This window comes from Roseococcus sp. GW821-FHT12F05, from assembly GCF_058806835.1.
Genome location: NZ_JBXAQB010000007.1, coordinates 165,726 through 184,879, shown reverse-complemented (window position 1 = coordinate 184,879; position 19,154 = coordinate 165,726). Strand labels below are relative to the sequence as shown.

Sequence of the window (19,154 nt, the reverse complement as noted above, 5' to 3'; positions counted from 1 at the left end):
ACGGGCGTTGGGCATCCGGCCGCGAATCCGGCATGAGCCTTCGCCGAAGGGCCCTTCCACCGATGCTGAAGCAGTTCCTGGCCTTCTACCGGCCGCACAAGCGCCTGTTGATGCTCGATTTCGGCTGCGCCGCGCTGTCCGGCATGCTGGAGCTCGGCTTCCCCATGGCCGTGCGCGTCTTCATCGACCACCTGCTGCCGCAGCAGGACATGCAGCTCATCGTCCTGGCCGTGCTTGCCCTGCTCACCGTCTATGTGGCCAATGCCGCGCTGATGGCGATCGTGACCTATTGGGGCCATGTGCTCGGCATCGCCATCGAGACCGAGCTGCGCCGCCGCGCCTTCGATCACCTGCTGAAGCTCTCCTTCCGCTTCTACGACAGCCAGAAGACCGGCCACCTGGTGGGCCGCGTCACCAAGAACCTGGAGGATATCGGCGAGGTCGCGCATCACGGTCCGGAGGACCTGCTGATCGCCATCCTCACCTTCCTCGGCGCCTTCGTGCTGATGGTGCTGGTGAGCCCGACGCTGGCGCTGATCACTGCGGTGATCGTGCCGGTCATGGCCTGGATCGTGGCGCGCTACGGCGGGCGGATGACGCAGAACTGGCAGGCGCAGTTCGGCCGTGTCGGCGCCTTCAACGCGCGCATCGAGGAGGCTGTGGGCGGCATCCGCGTGGTGAAGGCCTTCGCCAACGAAGCGCACGAGCGCGCCCTCTTCGCCGGCGACAACGAGCGCTACCAGACCACCAAGCTCGAGGCCTACCGCAACATGGCGGTGAGCCAGACGCTGAGCTACCTCGGCATGCGGCTGGTGCAGGTGGCGGTGATGCTGGCCGGCGCCGTCATGATCGTGCATGGCGGCCTCTCGACGGGCGACTTCGTGGCCTTCCTGCTGCTGGTCGGCGTCTTCTACCGGCCGCTCGACAAAATCAGCTCGGTCATCGAGACCTATCCGCGCGGCATCGCCGGCTTCCGCTCCTACCTGAACCTGATGGCGACGGAGCCGGACATCGTGGACCGGCCTGACGCGAAGCCCGTGAAGAACCTCCGCGGCGAGTTGCGCTTCGAGCAGGTGAGCTTCGGCTACACGCCGGAGCGGCCGATCCTGCGCGGCCTCGACCTGCAGGTGGAGGCGGGCCGGACGGTGGCCCTGGTCGGCCCCTCGGGCGCGGGCAAGACGACGATCTGCTCGCTGCTGCCGCGCTTCTACGAGGTGGATGCCGGCCGCATCGCCATCGACGGCATCGACATCCGCGACATGACGCTGGAATCGCTGCGCGGGCAGATCGGCATCGTGCAGCAGGACGTCTTCCTCTTCGCCGGCACGGTCCGGGAGAACATCGCCTATGGCCGGCTCGGCGCCTCCGAGGCCGAGATCCGCGAGGCAGCCCGGCGCGCACGGCTGGACGGCGTGATCGCCGAGATGCCGCAGGGGCTCGACACAGTGATCGGCGAGCGCGGCGTGAAGCTCTCGGGCGGCCAGAAGCAGCGGCTGGCGATCGCGCGCATCTTCCTGAAGAACCCGCCCATCCTGATCCTGGACGAGGCGACCTCGGCGCTGGACACGGTGACCGAGGGCGCCATCCAGCAGTCGCTGGCCGAGCTCGCCGAGGGGCGGACCACGCTGGTCATCGCGCACCGGCTGGCGACGATCCGCAACGCCGACCGCATCCTGGTGGTGACGGAGAACGGCATCGTGGAGCAGGGCTCGCACCGTGAGCTCATCGAGGCCGGCGGCATCTACCGCGGCCTGCACACGGCTCAGTTCGCGGAGCTCTGAAGGAAGTCCAGCGTCGTGAGGGCCTGGACGCCGGCGACGGCGACCAGCTCCTCGATGACAACGGATTCGTCGGCGCCGCCCATGCCGAAGGGTGTCGGCCCATAGACGATGGTGGGCAGCCCCGCGGCCCGAAACAGCCGCGCGTCGGAACCGCCGACACGCATGTTCACCACGGGCGCCCTGCCGCGCACCTCCGCCGCCACGGCGACGGCGAGGCGGACGAGCTGGTGGTCCGGATCAGTGAAGCTGGGCTCGATGCGGCGCGTGATCCGCCAGGCGATGCCGGGCAGCGGATCCAGCGCCTCATGCAGAAAGGCCTCGGCCCGCGCGCAGGTGACGCCGACGGGCAGGCGGATGTCGCCGCGGGCGCGCGCCGCCGCCGGGATGAGGTTGGGCGAGATGCCGCCCTCGATCTGCCCGATGTTCACGGTCACGGTGTTGAGCGTGGTGGACTCGCCGGCACCGGCCAGCACCTCCGAGACCGGAGCGGCCCTTGCGATGGCCGCCGTGATCTGCGGCGGCGCATCCACCGGCAGATCGCGCAGACCGAAGATCGCCCGCAGCGCGGCGATCAGCCGCTCGATCGCGTTCTCGCCGAGATGCACATGCGCGCCATGCGCCGGCTTTCCCTGCGCTTCCACCTCGAACCACAGAAAGCCCTTCTCGCCGAAGCGCAGCACGTCAGGCGAGCCGACATCGGCGATCAGCACCGCATCGCCGCGGACCTCCGGACGGTTCTCCAGCAGCCACTTCGCGCCGCGCTCGCCCATGCTCTCCTCGTCGCCGCTGAGCGCGAGCACCACCTCGCCGGACCAGTGCGCGCGATGCTCCGCCAGCTCGGCGAAGGCGGCGATGGAGGCCGCGATGCCGCCCTTCATGTCGCAGGCCCCGCGGCCATAGATGCGGCCGTCGCGCACGGTTCCCTTCAGCGGGTCGACGGTCCAGGGCAGGTCCTCCAGCACCGGATAGGTGTCGAGATGCCCGCTCAGCACGACACGGCGGCCGGGCGCCCTGCCCTTCAGCACGGCGACGAGGTTCACGATATCGTCGCCGGTCTCGATCACCTCGATCGGGCAGCCCGGCACGGCCTCGCGGATCAGTGCCGCGGCCACGGCGGCGGCCGCGCGCGAGTCCAGCGGCGGGTTGGGCGAAGGCGCCGCGATCAGCCGCAGCGTCGCGTCGACGATGGCACCACGCCGCGCCGCAACGGCCGCCAGGAAGGCCGGGCGATCGATCACGCCGCGGCCTCGCTGCGCCCTGGGATCCGGGAAGGGGTCGGTGCGGGCATGGAGCGTCTCCGTTTGACGGGGTGATCATGCGACGGCCTGGCGAGGCCCTCCAAGAGCCCGCTTTTCCCATGCCATGCAGCGGGCGATAGTCCATGCCATGAACCGCCGCACCCTCCTCGCCTCACCCGCCCTGCTGCTCGCCGCGCCCGCCGTCGCCCAAACGCCGGCCTGGCCCACCAAGCCCATCCGCTTCATCGTGCCCTGGCCGCCGGGCGGATTGAACGACCTGATCGCGCGCGCCTTCAACGATCCCGTCGGCCGCGCGCTGGGCCAGCCGCTGGTGAACGATTTCCGGTCCGGCGCCGGCGGGCGCATCGGCGTCGCCGAGGTCGCGCGGGCGGCGCCGGACGGCTACACCATCGGCATGGGCAATCTCGGCCCGCTGACCATCTTCCCGCACCTCTTCCGCGACATCCCCTACGAGGCCGGGCGAGACCTCATCCCCATCGTGATGTTCGCCGCCTCGCCGCTCGTGCTGGTGGTCGCCAACGACGTGCCGGTGCGGACGGTCCCAGAGTTCATCGCCTGGGTGAAGAACCGCCCCGGCCGCAGCAACTACGCCAGCGTGGGCGTCGGCACCGCCCAGCACCTGATCTTCGAGATCTTCCGCCAGCGCGACGGGATCGCGATGGAGCACATCCCCTTCCGCGGCACCAACGAGAGCCTGCCCGCCATGCTGCGCGGCGACATCCAGGCGATGTTCGACACGCTGCCCTCCATGCTCCCGCAGATCCGCGACGGCTCCATCCGCGCCATCGCGGTGACGACGCCGATCCGCGTGCCCCAGCTCCCCGATGTGCCGACGCTGATGGAATCGGGCTACGACATCGACGTCTCCACCTGGTACGGCGTGATCGCGCCCACCGGCACGCCGGCGCCGATCGTGGACCGGCTGCACGACGAATACGTGGGCGTCGCCAACGCGCCGGAGACGCAGCGCTTCCTCGCCGATCAGGGGCTGATCTATCTGCCCAACGAGCGCGGCGACTTCGCCCGCCGCGTGGCCGCCGAGCGCGACCGCTGGGGCGCGCTGATCCGCGCGCAGAACATCACGGTGGGCAATTAAAGCGTCGGTCTCCGGGTGAAGCCCGGCTCCTCCGGCGCTTCCGCGAAGCTCTCCTCGATGCTTGTCACCTGCGCGGCCGGCGGCCCGCGCCGGCAGGCGGTGAGCACAGCCTGGAGCGCATCGCGCTCGCCGGAGAGCAGGGCCTCCACCGTACCGTCGCTGCGGTTGCGCACCCAGCCGGAGATGCCGTGGCGCCGGGCCTCGCGGATCAGCCAGTCGCGATAGCCCACGCCCTGCACCCGGCCGGCGACGCGGATCAGGTTCGCCGTCATGCCAGCGCCGCCAGCCGAGCGGCCAGCGCAAGATCGGCCGCGACCTTCTCGCGCTGGTTTTCCGTCGCCCAGTCGAGGCCCCAGCGCTCCTCCTGGAAGAGCTCGTCGGTGAGGGCGATGCGGTGCGCCTCCTCCGGCGCCAGCACGCCGCGCACCACGGCGAGGCCCAGCACGAGGCTGCCCAGTGCCGGCACCAGCACGCCCAGCGCCGAGAGCCGCACGGGCGAGAGCGCCGCGACCGCGCGATACAGGGCGTCCATCGCCTCGGCGCTCTGCCGGATGGGCATGATGCCGATGGTGCTGCGCAGCTCCGCGCCCAGCTCGCGCGCGGCCCATTCGATCCACGGGTCCCAGGCCACCCGCTGCCGGGCGGCGAGATCCGGGTCCTCTGCGCGGTAGGAGAGGAGATCGGTCTCCGCGTATTTCGCGATCGCCTCGATCGTGGCCTCGGGCGCGGGCGCGATGCGCTCGGCGGCGGTGCCGGCGAGGCGGGTGAGCGGCACATCCTCCCAGGACATCTCGCCGTCCCTGGCGCCGCCGGCCGCCTGCCATTCGGCGGCCAGCGCCTCGCCGAGCTCGCGCGTCGCGACGCGGAGCGTCCCGCCGCCGGGCAGGCACATGGGCCGCCCGTCCAGATGGATGGCGAAGCCATCGCCCTCTTCCACGCAGGCGGCGTGGTCCCAGAATCGCTTCATCGGTGCCTCAGCCTAAACTAGCGTCCGAAGATTCCGCGCAACAGGTTGTTCAACGCGGGCTGCCGATGCTCGGCGGCAGGCGGCTGGGCCGGCTGCTGCTGCGGCTGGGCAGCCGCTGCCGGAGCCGGTCCCGCCCTTCCGCCGCGCGCGGCGCGCAGCGCCGTGGCGCAATCAGGCAGCGCCGGGCCGCCGCTCTGCTGCGGCAGGAGTCCGCCGATGCCCGGGATCGCGCGCTCCAGCCGGTCGCCGAGCTCGCCGGACAGCGCGCCCTGCGCCACGCCCGCCATCTCCAGCCGCGGCGCGGCCAGCGTCCCGGTCAGCGGCACGGGTGCGCGCAGCCGCACACCGCCGACGCGCAGGTCGGTCGTGAAGCGCATCGAGAGCGTCTCGTCGCGCAGGTTCAGGGTGCCCTCGCCGCCGATGCGGCCGGGCGTGCCCTCCAGGTAGAGCGGTTGCATGGTGGCGATGCCGCGATCCGCGTCGGCGCGGAGCGCGAGGCAGGTGAGCGCCATGTCGCCGCCCACGCCCGGAATCTGCGCCAGCACCGCCGCCGGGCGGCCGGAGAGCCTCCCGTCCGTCACGGCGAGGCCGAGATGGCCCGTCGCCGTCCCGGCCAGGGCGCGCGTCGTGGTGCCCTGCCCGCGCAGGTCCATGTCGAGGTCGGTGCGGCCGGCCAGCGGGCTCGTGACCCCGAGAGCGCCCAGCAGCGCCGTGGGATCGAGCCCCTGCCCGCCGCCCGCGACCTGGAGCGCCGGCGGGCTGGCCGTCGCATCGGCCGCGATGCGGAGGTTGAGCGTTCCGCCGGGCAGCGTCACCGCGAAGGGATCGAGCCGCGCGACGCCGGCCTGGTTCACCAGATGCCCGCTCACCTGCCGCAGGACCGTATCGCCCTGGCGCAGCTCGACCTGGTCGAAGGTCAGGTCCGCATCGAAGAGCCGCAAGGGCGTGACGTCGATCGCGATGTCCGGGATGAGCCGGCCCGAAGCGGGCGTCGCGGGCGCGGGAGCCGGCGCGGGCGCGGCCGGCCCCGGAGCACCGGGCACGGCCGGCGCAGCGCGGAAGGCTGCAAGGTCGATCCGGGCCGAGGTCACGCCCCCCTTCAGCGAAAGGCGCGGTGTCCAGCGCAGCTCCACCCCGCCGGCCATCTGGCCGCCCGAGGAGGCGAAGGCGATCCCGCCGATCCGCGCGCCGTCGGCGAAGCGGTCGCCCAGCGACGTCACGTTGGCCCGCAGCGAGACGTCGCGCAGGGGCGGCAGCGGCTGCTCCAGTAGCGGCGCCAGGGCGGCGAGGTCCGGCGCATTGGCCTCCACCACGAGGTCGCCGGGCCAGGAGCCGTAGACGGACAGCGTCGCGCCGGCCGCGCCCAGACGCAACGTCACCGGGCTGGGCTCGCCGGTCTGCAGCGCCATCGGCACGAACTCGGCATGCAGCGTGACGGGCTGGCCGCGATAGCTGCCATTCGCGTCGATCTGCGGCGTTCCCTGCAGCGAGGCCTGGGTGAAGGTGGCGCCGGTCAGCGTGATGCCGGCGAACTCGCCGCCGCCGATGCGCCCCTCGATCCCGCTGACCTGCAGCGCGCCGCCCACCAGCCCCGCCTGGGCGCGCAGGTTGATGCCGGTCAGCGGCGGCAGGGCGCGCCCGGCGACGGAGCTGAGCGCGTCCAGCCGCGGGATATCGGCGGAGAGCACGGCCTGCCAGTCGCCGCCGGTCTTCCGGCCCTCGGCCGATATCCGTCCGCCGGGCAGCACCGCCGAGAGCCGGAAGGGCCAGGGATTGGTCGCCGCGAATTGCCCCGGCGCGCCGACGCGGCCCTCGACCAGCGCCTCGGTCCCGCGCGCGACGACGGTGGCCGTGAGGTCGAGCGGCCCATCCGCGCCGGTGCCCGTCAGGCGGGCCTGCGGGATGCGGATCTCCTCGCCCTCATAGGTGACGATCCAGTCCTTCAGCGTGGCGCCGCGGATGTCGAGGATCAGCGGCCTCGACGGCGCGGCGGCGGGGGCCGGCATGGCGGGGGCCGGCACGGGCGCCCGGCCGAACTGCCAGTTCTGCTTCTCCAGCAGCAGGCGGCCGCCCTCCAGCGTCAGGCTGGCGACCTCGACCCGTCCACCGATCAGCGCGATCAGGCCGAGGCGCAGCTCGGCATGGGCCACGCGCAGCATCTCCGGCGAGCTGCCGCCGGGGATATTGGCCAGCACGAGCCCGTCGACGGACACGGTCGGCGTCAGCGCCAGGCTGAGGCGCAGCGGGCCCTCAATGCGGAACTCCCGGCCGGTGGCGTTCTGCACCGCCTGGGCGAGGCGCGGCCGGAAGGTGTCGGCGTCGAAGAACAGCAGAAAGCCGCCGATCGCCAGGACCGGGATGGCGACCACGATCGCCGCGACGATGAGCAGGATCTTTTTCACTTCACGCGCCTCGGCTTGTAGGGGGCAGGGTTGTCGAAGCCGAAGAAGCCCATCGTCGCCTCGAAATGCGGGGGTGGGACGGCGCTGACCTCGAGCGTGCCCCCCTCGGGATGCGGCAGGCGCAGCGAGCGTGCATGCAGGTGCAGGGCGCCTGAGAGGCCCTCCAGGTGCGCGGCCTCGCCGCCATACTTGCCGTCGCCGAGGATGGGCGTCTTCAGCCCCTCGGCGCAGTGGACGCGGAGCTGGTGGGTGCGGCCGGTGTGCGGCTTCATCTCCAGGAAGGCGGCGCGGCGCTTGGCGACGTCGAGCGTGCGGTAGTCGGTGACGGAGCGCAGGCCGGTCTCGCCGGGCGCGGCCGCCACGGTGCGCTCGCCGCGCGGGCCGTTCTCGCGCGCGAGCGGCATGGAGATGCGGCCGGCCGCGTGCTCGGGCTGGCCGACGACGATGGCCCAGTAGGTCTTCTCCATGTCGCGGCCGCGGAAGGCCTTCGCCAGGAAGGCCGCCGCGGAGACCGTGCGGGCGACGACCAGGACGCCGGAGGTGTCGCGGTCCAGCCGGTGGACGAGACGCGGCTTCTCGCCGTCATAGGCCAGCGCCTCCAGCATACCGTCGAGGTGCTTGGTGATGCCGGGGCCGCCCTGCACGGCGAGGCCGGGGGGCTTGTCGATCACGATCACGCTGTCGTCGCGATAGAGCACGCGGGACTGGATCTCGGCCGCGACGGCGTCGGGGATTTTCTTCGGCTCGGCCTTGGGCGCCGGCTGGGTGGGCATGGGCGGCACGCGGAGCTCGGCGCCGGCGGCCAGGCGCGTGTTGGCCTCGGCCTTCCTGCCGTCCACGCGAATCTGGCCGGTGCGCAGCATCTTCTGCAGCGCCCCCTGGGTGAGTGCCGGGTAGCGCCGCTTCAGCCAGCGGTCGAGGCGGGTGTCGGCCTCGGCGGGCGGCACGGTGAGGGTCTGGACGGACATGGCCGCCCTTCTACACCCAAGCAACCCTGGAGCGCGATCAGGTCGCCATGCCCGGCGCGCAGGGCGCCCCTCAGCGGACCATGCCGATGAACGGGCCGACGAGACGGGCGACGTCGCTCTTCGAGGGGCAGTTGCCGGCCTTGGTCTTGATCGCCCAGCCCGCGTCGCGGAGCGCGTTGCCGAGCTGCGCCACCTTCTTCGGCGTCGCGATGACGTTCGCCGAATGCCCGCCGCGCAGCATCAGCGGCAGCCGCCCCAGCGCGCCGCCCGAGATCAGCACGCGGTGCACCATGTCAGCGCAGTTCTTGCGTTACAGATCGTAGCGCGCGTCGCGCTTGTCGCGGATCTCCTTCCAGCGCTGACGCATCTTCACGAGGTCGAGGCCATAGAGGTCCGTAGACCACGGGGGGCTCGCTGCGCTCGGCGTTGACATCCGCGTAAAGGCCGAGCTTCGGTCGCGCGTTGCGGCCGTTTTCGGCGGGCCACCAGCTCACATAATTGTCTTTGAAATGGATGTCCCAGAGGCCCAGCGACTGCTCCAGCGCGCTGGGGATCACGCCTTGCGGCGAGTTCGGGTCCAGCGCCATCTCATAGCGGCGCCCCACCTCCTAATTGCCGAGGTAGAGGCTCGCATGGCCGATGTGGAACTCGCCCGGGTCGTTCTCCTTCTCATGCGGATACCAGATGAAAAGGCGGGCGCTGACGGGGCCGGTGGTGGGCACGAAGGGTCTCCGGGATGCGACACCCGGAGCCCAGATTCAGCCCCACCATGAAGGGAAGATTATCCGTCGATCGCACCCTTTGGTGGAACCGGTCCTGCCGGCTCAGTTGCGGAGAAAGCTCCACTTGTAGCCCTTCTCGGCCTTGGCCAGCCGCCCGGCCGTGGGCGTGGGGAAGTGGATCGGCAGCAGCAGCGTGTCGGTGCCCGCGACCTCCTCGAAGACCGTCTTACGGCTCTCGCCGGCCTGCTTCGGGTCCCAGCAGAAGATGGTCGACATCGTCGGGTCGATGCATTGCAGCTGGTGGTGCATCATGTCGCCGGCGACGATCGCGCGCTTTCCGCCGCTCTTGATGTCCACGCAGACATGCCCCGGGGAATGGCCGGGCGTCAGGATCAGACCGATCGTGTCATCCAGGGTGAAGCTCTCGTCCACCAGCAGCGCCTGGCCGGCCTTCACGATGGGCTCGCAGTTCATCTTCCACACGCCGCCGGCCCCGCCGGGCTTGTCCACGCCCTCCTTCGCCAGCTTCTCCCATTCGGCGTACTCGCCCTTGTGGAAGATGTATTTCGCGTTCGGGAAGGTCGGCACCCACTCGCCGTTCACGAGCTTGGTGTTCCAGCCGCAATGGTCGATGTGCAGGTGCGTGCAGAAGACGTAGTCCACGTCCTCCACCGTGAGCCCCTCGGCCGCGAGGTTGTCGAGCCAGGGCTGCTTCGGGAAGTCCATGGGCGGGCCGTAGCCCTTGTCCTCGCCCGTGCAGGTGTCGATCAGGACGACGTGCTTCGGGGTCCGCACCACGAAGGTCTGGTAGGTGATGACCATCTTGCCGGAGGATTTTTCGAACACTTCGGGTTCGAGCTGGGCGATGTCCGCAGCCTTGGCTACGGTGTCGTAGCCCAGGAAAAAGTCCTCGGGACGGCGCCAGGGGCCGTCGCGCTCGATGATGCTGGTGATGGCGACATCGCCGATCTGGAGGCGCTTCATGGATGATCCTTCCCTATTCGGGGGCATCCTGGATCGGTGCGCCGCCATCGTCCAGACGAGCACGGACAGCTTTCGCGAGGCTGTCGAATTCGGCGACTGAGAGTTCCTCCGCCCGGCGCTCGCCGGCGATACCGCATCCAGCGAGCAATGCATCGGACGAGCCCAGCGACTTCAGCGAGCCGCGCAGCATCTTGCGGCGCTGCCCGAAGGCGGCCGCCGTCACGCGCTCCATCGCTCGGAACAGCGCAGGCTCCGGCTGCCCGGCATGCGGCGTCACCACCACCACCGCCGAATGCACCTTGGGCGGCGGCCGGAAGGCGCCAGGCGGCAGGCGCAGCCCGATCGCGCAATGCGCCACCCACTGCGCCAGCACCGCGAGGCGGCCGTAATGCTCGGAGCGCGGCGGCGCCACGATGCGCAGCGCCACCTCCTCCTGGAACATGAGCGTCATCCGCTCCCAGGACCCGGCCTGACGCAGCCAGCCGATCAGCAGCGGCGTGCCGACATTGTAGGGGAGGTTCGCGACGACCTGGCGCGGCGCGGTCAGCGCCGCGCCGTCGAACTTCATGGCGTCCTGCTGCAGCACCGTGAGGCGTCCCGGAAAGGCCGCCTCCACCTCCGCCAGCGCTGCCAGCGCGCGCGCATCCAGCTCGACGGCGGTGAGATGCGCGAGCGGCGTCGCCAGCAGCGCCCGGGTCAGCCCGCCCGGCCCCGGCCCGACCTCCAGAACCTGGCGGCCCGTCAGGTCTCCCGGCAGCCGCGCGATGCGCGCGCAGACCGTCTCATCCAGGAGAAAATGCTGCCCGAGCGCCTTGCGCGCATCCAGCCCGAAGCGGCCGACGACCTCCCCGAGCGGAGTCAGGTCAGGCACGCGTCTCGATCACCGCGCGCCGGCGCAGCTCGCGCTGGAGCTGGCGCGCCAGCACCTCCACGCGGTCACGCAGGATCTGCTGGCGGGCCGCGTCGGCGGTGAACTCCTCCTGCTGCGCCTGCTCGCGCGAGCAGACCATCAGGATCAGGATGCCGTCCGGCGAGATGACGGGCTGGCTGGGCCGGCCGATCGCCAGCGTCGCCAGCATCTGCCGCAGCGGCGGCGGGTTCAGCGCCTCGAGCCGGATCGGGCCGGGATCGGCCGGCCGGTCGCTGGTGCGGGGCTGCGCGTCCATCTGCTCGCAGCCGCGCAGCGTCGTCGAAAGCCGCTGCGCCCGCTCCAGGATGGCGCGGTGCGCGTCCGTCGGCGCCTGTGGGTCGAGCCGGCTGGCGAAGGGCAGGAAGAGCTGGCGGATCGAGAGCATGGTGGAGTTCTGGATCCGCCCGCCCTCGCGCTTGCCGCGCAGCGTGACGATCTGGAAGCCGCCGGCGACGCGGATCGCGTTGCTGATCGCGCCCGGCGGCATGCGGTCGACGATCGAGGCCACCTCGGGGTCCAGCTGCGTCGCGGTCACCCAGCCGAGGTCGCCGCCCTGCACCGCCGTCTGCGACTGGCTGAACTGCGTCGCCACCACCGGAAAGGGCGAGCCGCGGCGGAGCTGGCCCACCACCTCGTCCACGAAGCGGTTGACCTCGCCCTCGGTCGCGGGGTCGTCCACCGGGATGAAGATCTCGCCGACCAGGTATTCCGTCTGGCCCTGGCGCGCGCGGTGGTTGGCGATGGCGCCCTGGATGTCCTGCTCGCTGATCTCGGCCAGCGGGCCCAGCATCTGGCGCAGCAGCCGGCCCCAGCCGATCTGGGCGCGGACCTGGTCGAACAGCACGCGCGGCTGGATGTTCGCCCCGCGCAGCTGTGCCCGCAGCGCGCCCTGGGGCAGGTTGTTGCGCCGCTCGATGTCGCCGATCGCCTCGGCGATGTCGTTGTCGCTCACCGCGATGCGGCGCCGCTGCACCTCCTGGATGCGCAGCCTCTCGTCGATGGCGAGGCGCAGCACCTGGGGCCGGAGCCGGTCCACGACCTCGGGCGAGATCGCGACGCCCGTGTTCATGGCGAAGAGCCGCGCGCGGGAGTTCACCTCGGCCTGGGTCACCACGTCGCCGTTGACCACCGCCAGGATGCGGTTGCTCGTGCCCGGCGCAGCAGGAGCCGCAGCCGGCGGCGAGGCCGCGGGGACGCGCTGCGCCGCCACGGGGAGGGCCCCGAGGCACAGGAGCGGGGCCAGCAGGGCGGCGAGGCCCGCCGCGGAGCGGCATGAGGAAAGGGAACGGGGCATGATCGGATGTCTCATAATGCAGATTCCCCGGGGGGCAACCGGCAGGTGGGGTCAATCTGCATGTGCAAAGCCGCTCCCGCCCCTCAGATGGCGCGGAAGAAGTAGTCGCCGACCGTCTTGAAGCCCAGCCGGACCAGGAAGACGGTGTTGCCGACGAAGTCCTGATGCGTGTTGATGTCCTGGGCGTAACGCCGCATCAGGCGCCCCTCCAGGATGAAGCACTCGTCCTCGTAGCCGACCAGGCCCTGGACAAGCACCGGCCGCTCCAGCTTCAGGTCGTAGCGGACCGAGACATTGGCCCGGTAGATGCCGCCGCCGGGGGTGCGGTACTCCGCGCCGCCGCCGACGGAGACCTCGTTGCGGCCCTGGTCGTTGGTGAAGAGCAGCGGCTGCGGGCGCTGGTACATGTAGCCCGCGCTCAGATAGGCGTTGTCGAGGGGGCCGACCCGGCCGAGCTGGACGCTGGCGACCGCCTCGCTCGCGCGGTGCTGGCCGGATTCGCCGTCCAGCCGGGCGCGGCCCAGGATCTCGACCCAGGAGACCGGCGAGAAGGTCGCCCGGCCCACCCAGTCCGAGGCGCGCTCGTCCAGCCCCTGGCCGGCCGGCAGATTGTTGGTGCCGGCGATGCGGTAGGAGCGGCCGACGAGGCCCTCCACCCTACCGCCGTTCACGAAGTTCCAGGTGGTGCGCAGCGCGCCGTCCACCCGCGTGCCGCCCTCCAGCCGGTCGCGGCCGGTGAAGCGGTTGAGCTGGAACAGGTTCGCGTCGGTGAACTCGAAGTCCAGGCTGTCCTCGTTCGGGAAGCGCAGCTGGTGGCCCATGTTCGGGCCGGTGACGAGCTGGACCCGCGGCTCGATCGTCTGCGTGCCCCACTCGCCGGCGGTGCGCATGAAGGGCATGCGCCAGTCCATCGCCGCGCGGAAGTTGGCGTTCGCATGCGTGCCGTTGGCGGCCGGCAGGTTGGTGGGCGAGATGTCCTGCCCGCCGGCGTAGTAGCCCAGCGCGTCGGCCTGGCCGCGCAGGGTCCAGACGCTGCCGAAGCCGTCATAGAAGGGCCGCTCCCAGGTCGCGCGGGTGGAGAGGCGCTGGCTGTAGGTGCCGACCTCGCGGGTCAGGCCCAGCAGGCCCACATCGGTGGTGAGCCAGCCTCCGGCGATCTGCTTGCGCGGCGCGTATTCGAAGAAGGCATTCGGCGCGACGTAGGGGATGCGGGTCGTGTCGTCCGTGCTGCGCAGGCCCTGGTAGGCGCGGCTGTCGATGCGCGCATAGGCCTCGGTGCCCCAGAAGCCCTCCGCGAAGACCTGGCTGGTGAGGACGCGGCGGTACTCGAAGCGGAAGGTACGCAGGTAGGAGTCGCTGGAGGCCCGGTTCAGGTCGAAGCCGACCCGCCAGTTCTCGTCGATATTGAACCGCCCGCGCGAGAAAATATGGCCGGACAGCCGCTCCGCGATCTGCTCGTTGGCCCCCGCGCCGAGGCGGAGCGCGGCCTCGTTGTCGAAATAGCCGATCGAGCCCTGGACCTGCAGCTCGCCGTTGTTGAAGCGGCGGCGATATTCCATGCCGAGATTGGGCAGCACCTTCTGCGCGATGGTCGGGGTGATCAGCAGGTCCGACTGGTCGTCGATCGCCCAGAAATACGGCGTCTGCGCGAAGGCGCCGAGGAAGCGCGTGTAGCCCATCGTCGGGAAGAGGAAGCCCGAGGCGCGCGGCGTCTGCGGATCCGGATGCGAGAAGAAGGGCGTGTAGAGCACCGGCACGCCGCCGATGCGGATCGTGGCGTCGCGGTAGGAGATGCGCTGCGTGTTGCGGTCCTGCGTCGCGAGGCGGGCGCTCATCGTCCAGAGCGGCGCGCGAGTCGGGTCCTCGGCGCAGAGGTTGCAGGAGGAATAGACCACGCGGGCGATGTCGTTGATCGTGCCGTCGGTGCGGCGCAGCCCGGTGCCGGCCATGCGCGCGTTCTGCGCGAGGCGGGCGCGGACCTCGGTCAGCACGCCGTCGCGGAAGCCTTCGCCGAGCTCGGCCTCGTCGGCGTAGAAGATCTGGCCGTCGGCCTCGATGATCTGGACATTGCCCTGCACCACGGCGATTCGCGTGTTGCGGTCGTAGGTGAAGCTGTCGGCACGCAGGAAGCGGCCGTTCTGCCAGGCCTCGACATGGCCGCGGGCGACCACGCGCTCGCGGTCCCGGTCATACTCCACCTCGTCCGCGGTGAAGGTGACGGGGCCGTCGTCGTTGCGGGAAGCCCCAGGGGTTCCTGTTGCGGCAGGGGCGGGCGTGGCGGGCGCCGCCGCGGCCTCGGCCGGGCTGGGCGGCGGGGGCGCCAGGCTCCGCAGCGTGTCGCCCATCTGCTGGGGGTCGACCAGGAGGGAGGACGAGCCCTGCTGTGCCTCGGAGCCTACCGGCGCGGCAAGGGCCAGCAGCAGGGCGGCCACGAAGCCCGCATCCCTCCAGGCCCGGCGGGTGGGCCGGAGCCCGAGTTGCATCGCCTGGCGGCGCCGGAGTCTCCGGCGCGCGAAACGGGGGAGGCTCGGCCGTCGGGCGGGGGGCGGACGCAGCATGCCCTTACCCATCCTCCAGATGGAGCAACAAAGCCAGGGCCAGGAGCAGCCCCGCCGCCGTCGGCACCCAGGCTGCCAGCCAGACGGGCAGCGTCCCCGCCTCGCCGAACTCGCCGGTGATGCGATCCAGCACGAAGAGGCCGAAGCCGGCCGCAACGCCCGCCGCAATGCTCTGCGCCACGCCGCCGCGCCGCGTGTTGCGCATGGAGAAGCCCGCCGCCAGCAGCGCCATGGTCATGGCCAATGCCGGCGTGCTCAGCATGGACTGGAACTGCAGCCGGTGCCGCAGCGCCGAGAAGCCCGCATGCTCCAGCACCGCGATGAAGCCGGGGAGCGCCCAGAGGGAGAGCGTGTCGGGCGAGGCGAAGCTGTTCTCGATGCGGTCCGGCGTGAGGTCGGTCGGCAGGTCGATGGTGGCCGCCGGCCGGGGCAGGCGGTCGGGGCCGAAGAGCACAGCGTCGTCGAGGATCCAGCGGCCGGGCGCCAGCCGCGCATGCGGCGCCTCGATCCGGCCGAGGCTCTGGTCCCCGGCGGAGAGCCGCCAGACGGTCACGTCGGCCAGGACGAACTCGGCGGCCCGGTCGGTGCCGAGCAACCGCGCCGGCCGGCCGGACAGGATGGCGACGCCGTTCGTGTCCAGCCCGCGATCCGCCTGGCGCAGCCAGAGCCGGCCGCCGGCCAGCGCCGTCACGCCGCCGCCGGCGCGCAGGAAGGAGGCGTCCAGCCGCTCCGCCCGCGCCAGCATGGCGGAGGAGACGGGCGAGACGGCCATGATGGCGGTCGTGCCGAAGAGCATGGCCACGACCACCGGGCCGGACAGGAAGCCCCAGGCCGAGATGCCCGCGGCCCGCGCCACGATCAGCTCCGAGGAGCGGGTGAGCCGCCAGAAGGCGATGATGCCGCCTAGCAGGATGGCGAAAGGCAGGATCTGCATACCCACGAAGGGCATGCGCAGCCCGGCGATGGAGGCGACAAGGCCGAAGGTCGCGTCCGGCCGCGTGGCGGCGCGGCGCAGCAACTCGATGAAGTCGAACATCGAGACCAGCAGGGTCAGCGCCAGCAGCATGGCAGCCGTCGCCGTCAGGAAGCGCCGGCCGATATAGAGGGTGAGGGTGCGCGCCATGATCATCGGGCGTAGCCGCGGATCTGGGTGGGCACGCCCGGCATGCCCGAGATCACCCAGGCCGAGACGAGCCCCGGCAGCAGGGCATGCACCCAGATCAGCGGCAACAGGACCGACGACCGCGCCGCCAGATTGCCGATGCCGAGGCCGAGCGCCAGCAGGCCCACCATCATGATGCAGCCCGCGAAGAGGTTGAAGCCGCCGCCGAAGCGCCGGAACTGGCCGGTCAGCGCCACCGCGAGGGCGAGCAGCGAGAAGCTGACCGCGGTGAAGGGGCCGCTCAGCCGTTGATGCGCCTCGGCCAGGAAGCGGCCGCGGTCGCGGATCGAGACGCCCTCCTCCGGATGGAAGAGCTCGCCGAGGCTGCGCTCCTGCGCGTTGCGGAAGCGCTGGCCCTCGGCGCGGTTGGCGCGGGCGAGGTCCAGGCTGTTCTCCTGGAAGGAGAGCACCGAGAGGCGCAACGTGCTGGTGCCGTCGGGCTGCGTCACACGCTCCACCTGCTGGCGCTGGCCGTTGAACAGCGTCACGCGCGGGCCCTGCGGCGTGGTGGTGATGCGGCCCGTCTCGGCCAGGATGGTGACCGGCGCGCCACGCTCGCGCGTGTCATGCACCAGGATGCCCCGCAGCGTGCCCTGGGAGTCGCGGTCGCGCGCATAGACGGTGAGATCGTCGCCCACGGCGCTGAACACGCCTTCCTGCAGCAGCAGGCCGGCCATCTGGTTGCGGATCTCGAACTGCCACTCGCGGAAGGCCTCGTGCGAGGCCGGGGTGATCCAGATGTTGAGGAGGAAGCAGACCGCCATGGCGAGGCCCGCGATGCCCAGGGCGGGCTTCGAGAGCTGCCAGTTGGAGAGGCCCGCCGCGCGCATCACCACCAGCTCGCGGTCCGAGGCCAGCCGCACATAGGTGAAGAGCGTCACCACGAAGGCGGTGATCGGCAGGATGACCCCGAAGAAGCTCGGCAGCAGCAGGCCGGTCAGCTCGAGGAAGACCCAGATGGAGAGGCCGCGGTCCAGCACCAGCTCGATGAAGCGCAGCGACTGGGTGAGCCAGACCAGCGCGGCCAGCCCGACCGTGACGGCGATCAGCGACAGCCCGAGCTGCCGCATGATGTAGACGTCGATCCGCTTCATGCGGCCCCGGGGTCGATCACGCTGCCGGTCATCAGGGCAGCACCTTGCCGGGGTTCATAATCCCCTTCGGGTCCAGTGCGGCCTTGATGGCCTGCATGGCCGCGAGCTCGGCGCCGCCGCGCCAGGCCTCCATCATGTCGGTCTTGAGGCGGCCCACCCCGTGCTCGGCGCTGAAGCTGCCGCCGAGGTCGCGCACGATGGCGTTCACGCAGTCCATGATGTCGTGCGCGCGGGCGAGGAAATCGGCGGCCGCCATCTCCGGCGGCTGCTCCAGGTTCATGTGGATGTTGCCGTCGCCCATATGACCGAAGGGCACGGGACGGCTGCCCGGGATGAGCGTGACCAGGTCGGCCGAGGCACGGCGGATCAGTTCGGGGACCGAGGAGACCGGCACGGAGACGTCGTTCTTCACGCTGGCGCCTGCGCGCTTCTGGGCCTCGGGATGCTCCTCGCGCAGGCGCCAGATGGCGGCGCGCTGGGCCTCGGATTCCGCCAGCGCGGCATCCAGCACCTCGCCCGCCTCCAGGGCTGCCTCAAGCACCTGCTCCATCAGCGCGCGCAACCCGGCGCCCTCGCGGGAGGCGGAGAGGTCCACCAGCACGAAATGCCCGAAGCCGGCGGCGACGGGCAGGGTCGCGCCCTCGATGTTGTCCATCACCAACCCCATGCCGATGCCCGACATGTACTCGAAGGCGCGCACGGCGCCCTCGTCGGCGGCGCGGAAGCGGCGGAACAGCGCCAGCGCGGCGTCCTCGGAGGGCACGGCGCAAAGGGCCGTCGCCGTCTCCTTCGCGGCCGGGAAGAGCCGCAGCACGGCCGCCGTGATGATGCCGAGCGTGCCCTCCGCCCCCACGAAGAGATGGCGCAGCGCGTAGCCCGTATTGTCCTTGCGCAGGCGGCGGAGCCCGTTGATCACGCCGCCGTCGGGCAGCACGACCTCGAGACCCAGCATCAGCTCGCGCGCATTGCCGTAGCGCACCGTGGTGTTGCCGCCGGCATTGGTGGAGAGCAACCCGCCGATCATCGCGGATCCCTCGGCGCCCAGGCTGAGCGGGAAGAGCGTGCCGTGCTCGGCCGCCACCTGCTGCGCCTTGGCCAGCACGAGGCCGGCCTCCACCGTCATGGTCATGTCGGCCGTGTCGACGTCGCGCACGCGGTTCATGCGGGCGAGGCTGAGGATCACCTGGCCGGGGCGCGCCTCCGGCGTGGCGCCTCCGACCATGGAGGTGTTGCCGCCCTGGGGCACGATGGCAATGCCGTGCTCCGCGCAGAGCCGCACGCAGGCCGAGACCTCCTCGGTGCTGGCCGGGCGCAGCAGGGCCATGGCCTGGCCGCGGTAGAGGCCGCGCCAGTCGGCGAGATAGGGCTCCAGGTCGGAATCGGCGGTCAGCATTCCGTTGGGGCCGAGGATGGCGCGGAAGGCGTCGAGCAATCCGGGGGGGCGGAGGTCGTCGGGCATCGGGGGGTTATAGCCGGGCGCGGGGATCACTCCATCCTCCCCGTGGTGACGGTGCGTGACAATCCGCGATGGCATGGTTTTCGGGATTGCAGGCGGCCCCGGAGTTGCTAAAAAAGTCAGACGCATCCTCGGATTGAAACAAATCGTCATGGCCCCCGGACGCCTCATCGGCATTCTCGTCGTCTTCGTCGTCTTCGCGGCGGGCGGCTTCGCGGTGGTGAACTGGTGGCAGAAGCCCCGCGGCCCGGCCCAGGGCAACAGCTACTACCAGTCGTCCAACGATCCCCGCGTGATCAACCGCCTGGAAGGCTGCGAGGGCTTTAACCAGTCGATCGACGAAGCCATCGCGCTGCAGACCCGGATAGGCCACGCCTACAACGCGGAACGCCTGCGTCCGCTCAAGCGCGACTGCGCCAACGACCCGCAGGAGCACTACCGCGCCGTCACGCGATAGTTGACGCCCGGATCCGGCCGGGCGAGCGCTTCACCTTTTTGGTG

At 71.2% G+C, this 19,154-nt stretch carries 17 protein-coding genes; 3 read left to right on the top strand and 14 right to left on the bottom strand.

Annotation, left to right across the window (positions count from 1 at the left end):
* Positions 1-32: 32 nt before the first annotated feature.
* A complete protein-coding gene (locus AC1ROY_RS18790; protein ID WP_493150389.1) occupies positions 33-1,781 on the top strand; it encodes an ABC transporter ATP-binding protein in 1,749 nt (582 codons plus the stop codon).
* Here AC1ROY_RS18790 and AC1ROY_RS18785 read toward each other — a convergent pair.
* Complete coding sequence (locus tag AC1ROY_RS18785) at positions 1,763-3,019, bottom strand: M20/M25/M40 family metallo-hydrolase (protein WP_493150388.1); 1,257 nt, start codon at positions 3,017-3,019, stop codon at positions 1,763-1,765. The genes AC1ROY_RS18790 and AC1ROY_RS18785 overlap by 19 nt on opposite strands.
* Before the next feature lie 148 nt (positions 3,020-3,167).
* On the opposite strand from AC1ROY_RS18785, the gene AC1ROY_RS18780 reads away from it, so the two are divergent.
* The gene (locus tag AC1ROY_RS18780) at positions 3,168-4,136 is read left to right on the top strand and encodes a Bug family tripartite tricarboxylate transporter substrate binding protein (protein WP_493150387.1); all 969 of its coding nucleotides are present in this window, start codon (positions 3,168-3,170) and stop codon (positions 4,134-4,136) included.
* Here AC1ROY_RS18780 and AC1ROY_RS18775 read toward each other — a convergent pair.
* The 13 genes from AC1ROY_RS18775 to AC1ROY_RS18715 all read right to left on the bottom strand — a co-directional run bounded on the left by AC1ROY_RS18775 (position 4,133) and on the right by AC1ROY_RS18715 (position 18,656).
* The gene (locus AC1ROY_RS18775) at positions 4,133-4,408 is read right to left on the bottom strand and encodes an acylphosphatase (RefSeq protein WP_493150386.1); all 276 of its coding nucleotides are present in this window, start codon (positions 4,406-4,408) and stop codon (positions 4,133-4,135) included. The two genes, AC1ROY_RS18780 and AC1ROY_RS18775, sit on opposite strands and share 4 nt — an antisense overlap.
* Complete coding sequence (locus AC1ROY_RS18770; RefSeq protein WP_493150385.1) at positions 4,405-5,103, bottom strand: ATP12 family chaperone protein; 699 nt, start codon at positions 5,101-5,103, stop codon at positions 4,405-4,407. Before AC1ROY_RS18770 ends, AC1ROY_RS18775 begins: the two co-directional genes overlap by 4 nt.
* A gap of 17 nt (positions 5,104-5,120) precedes the next feature.
* Positions 5,121-7,505 (bottom strand): AsmA family protein, encoded by a 2,385-nt coding sequence (locus tag AC1ROY_RS18765; protein ID WP_493150384.1) that lies wholly within the window; start codon positions 7,503-7,505, stop codon positions 5,121-5,123.
* Positions 7,502-8,473: an RluA family pseudouridine synthase gene (locus tag AC1ROY_RS18760; protein WP_493150383.1), complete on the bottom strand. Its 972-nt coding sequence runs from the start codon at positions 8,471-8,473 to the stop codon at positions 7,502-7,504. Before AC1ROY_RS18760 ends, AC1ROY_RS18765 begins: the two co-directional genes overlap by 4 nt.
* Positions 8,474-8,543: 70 nt before the next feature.
* Complete coding sequence (locus AC1ROY_RS18755; protein WP_493150382.1) at positions 8,544-8,765, bottom strand: hypothetical protein; 222 nt, start codon at positions 8,763-8,765, stop codon at positions 8,544-8,546.
* Between the two features lies 1 nt (position 8,766).
* Positions 8,767-9,060: a hypothetical protein gene (locus AC1ROY_RS18750; protein ID WP_493150381.1), complete on the bottom strand. Its 294-nt coding sequence runs from the start codon at positions 9,058-9,060 to the stop codon at positions 8,767-8,769.
* 237 nt (positions 9,061-9,297) lie between these two features.
* Positions 9,298-10,179 carry an MBL fold metallo-hydrolase gene (locus tag AC1ROY_RS18745; RefSeq protein ID WP_493150380.1) on the bottom strand — a complete coding sequence of 294 codons (882 nt, stop codon included), beginning with the start codon at positions 10,177-10,179 and terminating at the stop codon, positions 9,298-9,300.
* Positions 10,180-10,192: 13 nt separating this feature from the next.
* Complete coding sequence (gene rsmA / locus AC1ROY_RS18740) at positions 10,193-11,050, bottom strand: 16S rRNA (adenine(1518)-N(6)/adenine(1519)-N(6))-dimethyltransferase RsmA (protein WP_493150379.1); 858 nt, start codon at positions 11,048-11,050, stop codon at positions 10,193-10,195.
* Positions 11,043-12,383: a peptidylprolyl isomerase gene (locus tag AC1ROY_RS18735; RefSeq protein ID WP_493150378.1), complete on the bottom strand. Its 1,341-nt coding sequence runs from the start codon at positions 12,381-12,383 to the stop codon at positions 11,043-11,045. Before AC1ROY_RS18735 ends, rsmA begins: the two co-directional genes overlap by 8 nt.
* A gap of 83 nt (positions 12,384-12,466) precedes the next feature.
* Positions 12,467-14,866 carry an LPS-assembly protein LptD gene (locus AC1ROY_RS18730; RefSeq protein WP_493150377.1) on the bottom strand — a complete coding sequence of 800 codons (2,400 nt, stop codon included), beginning with the start codon at positions 14,864-14,866 and terminating at the stop codon, positions 12,467-12,469.
* Positions 14,867-14,945: 79 nt separating this feature from the next.
* On the bottom strand, positions 14,946-16,070 hold the full coding sequence (gene lptG / locus AC1ROY_RS18725) for an LPS export ABC transporter permease LptG (protein ID WP_493150376.1): 1,125 nt from the start codon (positions 16,068-16,070) through the stop codon (positions 14,946-14,948).
* The gene (gene lptF, locus AC1ROY_RS18720) at positions 16,067-17,197 is read right to left on the bottom strand and encodes an LPS export ABC transporter permease LptF (RefSeq protein WP_493150375.1); all 1,131 of its coding nucleotides are present in this window, start codon (positions 17,195-17,197) and stop codon (positions 16,067-16,069) included. The genes lptG and lptF overlap by 4 nt, the downstream gene beginning before the upstream one ends.
* A 31-nt stretch (positions 17,198-17,228) precedes the next feature.
* On the bottom strand, positions 17,229-18,656 hold the full coding sequence (locus AC1ROY_RS18715; RefSeq protein WP_493150374.1) for an FAD-binding oxidoreductase: 1,428 nt from the start codon (positions 18,654-18,656) through the stop codon (positions 17,229-17,231).
* Between the two features lie 148 nt (positions 18,657-18,804).
* Between AC1ROY_RS18715 and AC1ROY_RS18710 the strand changes: the two genes are divergently transcribed.
* Positions 18,805-19,110: a hypothetical protein gene (locus AC1ROY_RS18710; RefSeq protein WP_493150373.1), complete on the top strand. Its 306-nt coding sequence runs from the start codon at positions 18,805-18,807 to the stop codon at positions 19,108-19,110.
* The last annotated feature ends 44 nt before the right edge of the window (positions 19,111-19,154 follow it).